Here is a 1,678-nt window from a genome sequence, read left to right as displayed (position 1 = left end):
GGGTCATCCGCGTGCTGTTGGAACAGCGCCGACATCATCATGCCGAGGCCGCCGCTGGCCAGCGCCTCGCGCTGTGCTTCGACGATAGCGGGATGCCCTGCGATGGCCAGGTAATCGTTGCTCTGGAGCATCAGGTCGGCATCCGTCGATTGCCGGCCCCGCAAAATGTGACGGCCGCCCCAGTCGATGGCAACCCGTTCGTTGTGAAATTTGTCGACCCTGCGTTGAACGAATTCAGGAAGCGTCGGTGCTTTGGCAATGCGATGCAGGACGGAAACGTTTTCCATGACTATCTCTCTCTGGCAAGGGGGATGGGCGATATCCACGGCGACATCCCTGCGGATGACGCACGCACGTCTGCCTCGCCCAGGCAGACGCATGAAGATGAGAGAGGCGTCCTACGGAATCCGCGTACGGATGCCGGCCTCGTGCCATTACCAAGAGAGACGTCGTGGCGCCCACGCGTCGGAACGACCGTGGGACCACGCACGACAAAGGACACCTGACGCACCGGATGATCCGGTACGAAGGCGTCCTCCTTATTGAGAAACGAGCCCGATTAGATGAAGCGCGGCCGGCTGTCGGCCGAGAGGCTGAGGTCCTGCTCACGCAGCCAGCTCCGGTACGACTTGATGTGTTGCAACCGGAAGCGCTCCACGTCGTCGATCAGCGCGTAGTAGTACCACTGTTCGCCGGAGACTGCGGTGGCGGGGTACATGTGGGCTTCCGGATTCTCCACGCCCTTGTGGTAGAAACCGTCGCGCGAGCGGAACCAGGGCAGCGCTTCGCCACCGCGGAGGGCGTCGAGCACGGTCTGGGGGGCGCCGAGATCTGCCGCAATTTCATAGTGGGTGCGCAGGTCCTCGTCGGTCTGGACGAGGAGGAAGCGGCCGATACCCCAGGCGTCGATCAGCAGCAGGCCGGTCGGATTGCAGTGCACGTAGCACTCCACCGGCTGGAAGGTGGCGGTTACGCTCTGCAGCACTTCGCGAAAGGCCGGGTCACGCAGGAAACGGAAATTGCCCAGTGCCAGGGTTTCGGCGACAAAGGCGCTGGCGCGTTCGAAATAGCGGCGCTGCAGCTCGGTGATGGCCGTTTGCAGCTTTTCGATGGCTAGCGGGTCGTTCTTGCGGATGAAGCGGTCGATCACGCCCGAATTGAAGGCGTCGATGGCCGTGGCGTCGTCGGCGCGGCCGGTCAGCAGGATCTTGCCGATATGCGGATTCGGCAAGCGCTTGCAAAAGGTGATGCCGTCCATCTCGGGCATGGCCTGGTCGACCACCACCACGGAAATCTCGGCAAAACGCTCGGGGTCGTAAACCACCCGGTGGATCGAGTCGATATCGAGCGCCACCAGTTCCTGTGTTTCCGACGGGCGGTCCTTCCAGCGATACAGCCAGCCGCCGCCGGGAACGGGGCGGCTGCCATTGTTGCCCAGCGTAGCCAGCGCGCTGCGCGGCGAACTGAAGGTGCGCACACGGACCATCGGATCGAGCAGGAGAGGCACGACATCGAGGTACTCCTCGTGGTCATCCACGAGGAAGGTCGTTGTTGGGAAGTGGAAGGGCTGGATATCGCCCTGCGAGTTCAACGTCATCACTGCCGGTCCCCGGTCTCCGCATGCGGAAAGGTTAGGGTGAATTCGGTGAATTCACCCAGATTGGTTCGGCAGACGATG

The 1,678-nt window shown here is 62.6% G+C and carries 1 protein-coding gene and 1 pseudogene; both read right to left on the bottom strand.

Features of this window, described 5'->3' with window-relative positions:
- Positions 1-287, bottom strand: a pseudogene (locus tag AC1DT2_RS22625) (hypothetical protein); the annotation flags it as partial.
- 272 nt (positions 288-559) lie between these two features.
- Positions 560-1,597 (bottom strand): response regulator, encoded by a 1,038-nt coding sequence (locus AC1DT2_RS22620; protein WP_052767135.1) that lies wholly within the window; start codon positions 1,595-1,597, stop codon positions 560-562.
- Positions 1,598-1,678: the final 81 nt, after the last annotated feature.

The sequence above is a fragment of the Luteibacter sp. P4_E6 genome, from assembly GCF_056401535.1.
The sequence above is the reverse complement of the archived record's forward strand: the minus strand, read 5'-3'. Positions and strand labels throughout refer to the sequence as shown.